Consider the following 5,238-nt stretch of genomic DNA (forward strand, 5'->3'; position numbering starts at 1 on the left):
TTGGCCGCGGCCACGGCCGGCAACGGGACGACGACGTCTCCGCGCCTGGTGCCTACCGTGCAGCTGTCGGCGTCGACGGCCCGCAGTTCGCCGAGCACGTCGGTGAAGCCGCCCTCGATTCGGTACCGGACCACCACGCGCGTTCCCGGTGCTGCTGCGGCCAGGAACGCGGCGGGGGTAGCGGGTATCACGTGACCATCTTAGGCGGGCCGTGCCCGGCTGGGGAGATAATGGTCCCAACGGATACGCTAGTGGGAACTGTTCAGAAAGGTGCTGACGGACGTGACGTACGTAATCGCACAGCCGTGCGTGGATGTAAAAGACAAGGCATGTATCGAAGAATGCCCGGTGGACTGTATCTACGAAGGCGAACGGTCCCTGTACATCCACCCGGATGAGTGTGTCGATTGCGGCGCCTGCGAACCGGTCTGCCCGGTCGAAGCCATCTACTACGAGGATGACACCCCCGAGGAGTGGGCCGACTACTACAAGGCCAACGTGGAGTTCTTCGACGACCTGGGTTCCCCGGGCGGTGCCGCCAAGCTGGGCAACACGCACAAGGACCACCCGCTGATCGCCGCGCTGCCGCCGCAGAACCAAGACTGAACTCGATGAGTCCTTTCGGCCTGCAGCTGCCGGAATACCCGTGGGACGCCATGGCGCCCTACGCGCAAAAAGCGGCCGGGCACCCCGGCGGCGCGGTGAACCTGTCCATCGGCACGCCGGTTGACTCCACTCCGGCCGTCGTCCGGGAGGCCCTGGCCGCGGCCGCCGATGCCCCGGGCTACCCCACGACCCACGGCACCGCCGAACTGCGGGAAGCGATCACGGATTGGTTCGGCCGCCGTCGCAACGTTCCCGGCCTGGATCCGGAAGCGGTCATGCCCACCGTCGGTTCCAAGGAGCTGGTCGCCTGGCTGCCCACCTTGCTGGGACTCAGGGCGGGCGACGTGGTGGTGCGCCCCGTCGTGGCTTATCCGACCTACGACATCGGCGCCATCCTCGCCGGCGCAACCCCGGTGGCGGCGGACAACCTGGCGGACCTGGATGCGCAGACCAGGAGCCGGGTGAAACTGGTGTGGGTCAACTCGCCGGGCAACCCGACGGGCATTGTCCGGGACCGGGCAGAGCTGCGCACCCTGGTGGAGGACGCCCGCGGCCTGGGCGCGGTGGTCGCTTCCGACGAATGCTACGCGGAGCTGGGCTGGGGCGCCTGGGACACCGCCCGCGGCGGGCAGGCCGTGCCGAGCGTGCTGGACCCGTACATCGCGCAGGGCTCGCACGAGGGCCTGCTGTGCGCCTACTCGCTCAGCAAGCAGTCAAACCTTGCCGGGTACCGTGCCGCGTTCCTGGCCGGCGACCCGGCGCTGATGCCGAACATCATCAACAGCCGCAAGCATGCCGGCATGATCGTGCCGCTCCCGGTCCAGGCCGCGATGCTCGCCGCCCTGCGCGATGACGCGCACGTCCAGGAGCAGAAGGACCTGTACCGGAGCCGGCGCGAGCGGCTGTTGCCGGCGCTGGAGAATTTCGGCGTGCAGATCCGCCATTCCGAGGCCGGGCTGTACCTGTGGGGGAGCGCGGGGGAAGATACATGGACCACCGTGGGCCGCATGGCCGAGCTGGGCATCGTCACCGGACCCGGCGTGTTCTACGGCGAGGCCGGCAACGGCCATATCCGGGTGGCGCTGACCGGCAGCGACGAACGCATTGACGCCGCCGTCGAGCGGCTTTCCTGACCCGGCCCGGCAGCGCCTGACTGTGGATATGAACAAAAATATATGTCGCGGATTAGATATATCCGCGACTCTACGGGTAGCGTTTTACCCGAGTATGTGCATGCTCAGTGCCACAAGCGCCCGGCGTGCCGTTAGCTTCTATACCTCCTGAAGGGGACTCAATGACTGAGCAGACCGGTGCCAAGCTGCACTTCGATGGCGGCGAACTCGAACTCCCACGGCTCAAGGCCGCCGAAGGCAACGACGGTTACGACGTATCCAAACTGCTGAAGCAGACCGGCGCGGTCACCTTCGACCCGGGGTTCATGAACACGGCGGCGACCACCTCGGCCATCACCTACATCGACGGCGACGCCGGTGTGCTCCGCTACCGCGGCTATCCGATCGAGCAGCTGGCCGAGCACTCGAGCTTCCTCGAAGTGTCCTACCTGCTGATCTACGGCGAACTGCCCACCCCCACCGAGCTGGAGGAGTTCGACCACAAGATCCGCCGCCACACCCTGCTGCACGAAGAGCTCAAGGGCTTCTTCGGCGGGTTCCCGCGCGACGCGCACCCGATGCCGGTGCTCTCCTCGGCGGTCAGCGCGCTGTCCACCTTCTACCAGGACTCGCTGGACCCGTTCGATGACAAGCAGGTGGAGCTCTCCACCATCCGCCTGATGGCGAAGCTGCCGGTGATCGCCGCCTACGCGCACAAGAAGTCGATCGGCCAGGCACTGCTCTACCCGGACAACTCCATGAACCTGGTGGAGAACTTCCTGCGCCTGAGCTTCGGCCTGCCCGCCGAGCCCTACGAACTGGACCCGACGGTGGTCAAGGCCCTGGACCTGCTGCTCATCCTGCACGCTGACCACGAGCAGAACTGCTCCACGTCCACCGTGCGCCTGGTGGGCAGCTCCAACGCCAACATGTTCGCGTCCGTCTCGGCCGGCATCAACGCGCTGTTCGGCCCGCTCCACGGCGGCGCCAACGAGGCGGTGCTGAACATGCTCCGCCAGATCCAGGCCAGCGGCCAGGAGCCGGAGCAGTTCATGGAGAAGGTCAAGAACAAGGAAGAAGGCGTGCGCCTGATGGGCTTCGGGCACCGCGTCTACAAGAACTACGATCCGCGCGCCCGCCTGGTCAAGGCCACCGCGCACGAGATCCTGGGCAAGCTCGGCGGCAACGACGAGCTGCTGGATATCGCCATGCGGCTGGAAGAGAAGGCGCTGGCGGACGACTACTTCATCGAGCGCAAGCTGTACCCGAACGTGGACTTCTACACCGGCCTGATCTACAAGGCCATGGGCTTCCCGGAGAAGATGTTCACGGTGCTGTTTGCCATCGGGCGCCTGCCCGGTTGGATCGCCCAGTGGCGGGAGATGATTAAGGACCCGCAGACCAAGATCGGCCGCCCGCGGCAGCTGTACACGGGTGCGCAGGAGCGCGAGTACCCGGCCCGCTAGTACGACGGCGGAGCACGCCATAACGCCGACGGCCCCCGGAGCGATCCGGGGGCCGTTCGGTTTGCTTCAGCCGGCGTAGCCGTTCGGGTTGTTCTTCTGCCAGCGCCAGTGGTCTTCGCACATCTGCTCGAGGTTCTTGACCGCCGACCAGCCGAGCTCGGCCAGCGCGGCGGAAGGGTCGGCATAGCTGATGGCGGCGTCCCCGGGGCGCCGGTCGGTCAGCTCGTAGGGGATGTCGAATCCCGCTGCCTTGCCGAACGCGGCGAGCACCTCCAGGACGGAGGAGCCCTTGCCGGTGCCCAGGTTCCATCGGCGCACGCCGGGCCGGCCGGCGATGAAGTCCAGGGCCGCCAGGTGTCCGGCGGCCAGGTCCATGACATGGATGTAGTCGCGCACGCCGGTACCGTCCGGCGTCGGGTAGTCGCTGCCGAAGACCCGGACCCTGTCCCGGCGGCCCACGGCCACCTGCGCCACGAACGGCAGCAGGTTGTTGGGCACACCCGTCGGGTCTTCGCCGATCCGCCCGCTTTCGTGCGCTCCCACGGGATTGAAGTAGCGCAGCAGGGCCACGTGCCAGCGCGGGTCGGAGTCGCCCAGGTCGGACAGGATGTCCTCGATCTGTTCCTTGGTCCGGCCGTAGGGATTGATCGCGTCCAGCGGAAGCTTCTCGGTCAGCGGCACCTCCTCGGTGGCGCCGTACACGGTGGCCGAGGAACTGAACACGATCGTGCGGACGTTGTGGGCATCCATCGCGCGGAGCAGGTTCAGCGTGCCGCCCACATTGTTGTGGTAGTAATGCAGGGGTTTTTCAACGGACTCGCCGACGGCCTTCAGGCCGGCAAAGTGGATCACGGCGTCCACGGACTCGGTCTCCAGCACCCGGTTAAGCGCGGCCTCGTCCAGCAGGTCGGCCTGGTGGAACCGTGCCTGCCGGCCGGCAAGCTCCTGGACGCGGCGCAGCGACTCCTCGCTGGAATTGGCCAGGTTGTCGAGCACCACCACGTCGTGCCCCGCCTCCAGCAGGGCGAGCGTGGTGTGCGAGCCGATGAAGCCGGTTCCTCCGGTGACCAGAATTCTCATGCCCACCAGCTTAGTAGCTCACCCCCGGTCACCCCGCCACGGCCCGCAGCGGGGCAGGTACAAGGGCTGGACAGCAAGGTCTAGAGTTGAGCTACAGGCGGCAGTGGGGATGCCCGCGGGCGGCACCCGCGTGCGGGGGCCACTGCAGATGAGCTGCGTCGTCGGTCCGAGCGAAAGGACGCGGACAGCATGCACCAGACGGGCGGGCCGGGGTGGCGGATCACCGCAGACACCTCGGGACATATGCTGCTGGCCCTCTACCTTCGCGACGCCGCCGGCCTGGCCGGAGCCGGCCGGCCCGCGGTGTCGCCGGTCTTGCCGACGGTCCGCACCGCCGATCCCACTCAGCTGACCGCGCATGTCGGCGGCCCGGCGGCGCTGCGGGACGAATGGGAGAAGTGGTGGGAGGACCTGGTCCGTGACCGCCCGGGCAACGCCGCGAAACTGGCCCCGCCGTCCTTTCCCGCCTTCGCCGGCAGCCCCGCGCTGCGGCTGCTGCTGCAGGCCCACTTCGGCGCCGGGATGAGCTGGGCGCGTGCCCGGATGGCCGAGTACGGGAAGTTGGCGCAGGAGCGCGAGGCCAAGGGCACGAACGGGTTGATCCGCGAGCTGGTCCAGGACCGGGAGATGGAGCTCGGCCGCGCCGCGCGTACCTTCGAGCTGAAGCTCATCGAGCTGCCGCTGTGCGAGCCGCGTGCCTGGTTCGTGGAGCCGGACCGGGTGCTGCTGTGCCAGACACTGCTGGACGACGAAAGCGCCTTCCGCAGTTACCTTCAGCCGATCGTCGAACTCATCGTCTAGCCGCGCCGGGCGGTTCAGGCGACCGGGCCCCGCGCCACCGTGATCACGACGTAGCCGGTGTCGGTATCGGCGCCGACCCAGCCGCCGTCGTCACGCTGCCAGCTGAGGCCCGCGTGGGCCACCGACTCAAGGTCGAGCCCTTTGGCAGAAGCCACCGCCCACTGCGCCACCGC

6 protein-coding genes are annotated in these 5,238 nt (G+C 67.8%); 4 read left to right on the plus strand and 2 right to left on the minus strand.

The genetic code is table 11. The annotated features are described in order from the left end of the window. Positions 1 to 191 (minus strand): putative acetyltransferase (locus tag AC5RUJ_RS10525; RefSeq protein WP_494155843.1); only part of this gene is annotated, 191 nt, incomplete at its 3' end. A 91-nt stretch (positions 192 to 282) separates the two neighbouring features. Between AC5RUJ_RS10525 and fdxA the strand changes: the two genes are divergently transcribed. From fdxA to AC5RUJ_RS10540, 3 genes are all read left to right on the plus strand, one after another. After that, on the plus strand, positions 283 to 606 hold the full coding sequence (fdxA, locus tag AC5RUJ_RS10530) for a ferredoxin (RefSeq protein ID WP_127511272.1): 324 nt from the start codon (positions 283 to 285) through the stop codon (positions 604 to 606). A gap of 5 nt (positions 607 to 611) precedes the next feature. Then, entirely contained in the window at positions 612 to 1,739 is a 1,128-nt protein-coding gene (gene dapC / locus AC5RUJ_RS10535; RefSeq protein ID WP_494128749.1) for a succinyldiaminopimelate transaminase, read from the plus strand. Positions 1,740 to 1,900: 161 nt separating this feature from the next. Continuing rightward, complete coding sequence (locus tag AC5RUJ_RS10540; protein ID WP_494000304.1) at positions 1,901 to 3,184, plus strand: citrate synthase; 1,284 nt, start codon at positions 1,901 to 1,903, stop codon at positions 3,182 to 3,184. Positions 3,185 to 3,250: 66 nt separating this feature from the next. Here the strand turns inward: AC5RUJ_RS10540 and galE are convergent, their stop codons facing one another. Then, positions 3,251 to 4,264: a UDP-glucose 4-epimerase GalE gene (gene galE, locus AC5RUJ_RS10545; RefSeq protein ID WP_494128748.1), complete on the minus strand. Its 1,014-nt coding sequence runs from the start codon at positions 4,262 to 4,264 to the stop codon at positions 3,251 to 3,253. Positions 4,265 to 4,453: 189 nt separating this feature from the next. On the opposite strand from galE, the gene AC5RUJ_RS10550 reads away from it, so the two are divergent. Beyond that, complete coding sequence (locus tag AC5RUJ_RS10550) at positions 4,454 to 5,065, plus strand: hypothetical protein (RefSeq protein WP_494074155.1); 612 nt, start codon at positions 4,454 to 4,456, stop codon at positions 5,063 to 5,065. Positions 5,066 to 5,238: the final 173 nt, after the last annotated feature.

It is taken from the genome of Arthrobacter sp. Y3223164 (genome assembly GCF_059091005.1).

Bases quoted from the DNA above. Each gene is read 5' to 3' on its own strand.
- dapC (WP_494128749.1), top strand. From the start codon at position 612: ATGAGTCCTTTCGGCCTGCAGCTGCCGGAATACCCGTGGGACGCCATG.
- galE (WP_494128748.1), bottom strand. From the start codon at position 4,264: ATGAGAATTCTGGTCACCGGAGGAACCGGCTTCATCGGCTCGCACACC.
- AC5RUJ_RS10550 (WP_494074155.1), top strand. From the start codon at position 4,454: ATGCACCAGACGGGCGGGCCGGGGTGGCGGATCACCGCAGACACCTCG.
- AC5RUJ_RS10540 (WP_494000304.1), top strand. From the start codon at position 1,901: ATGACTGAGCAGACCGGTGCCAAGCTGCACTTCGATGGCGGCGAACTC.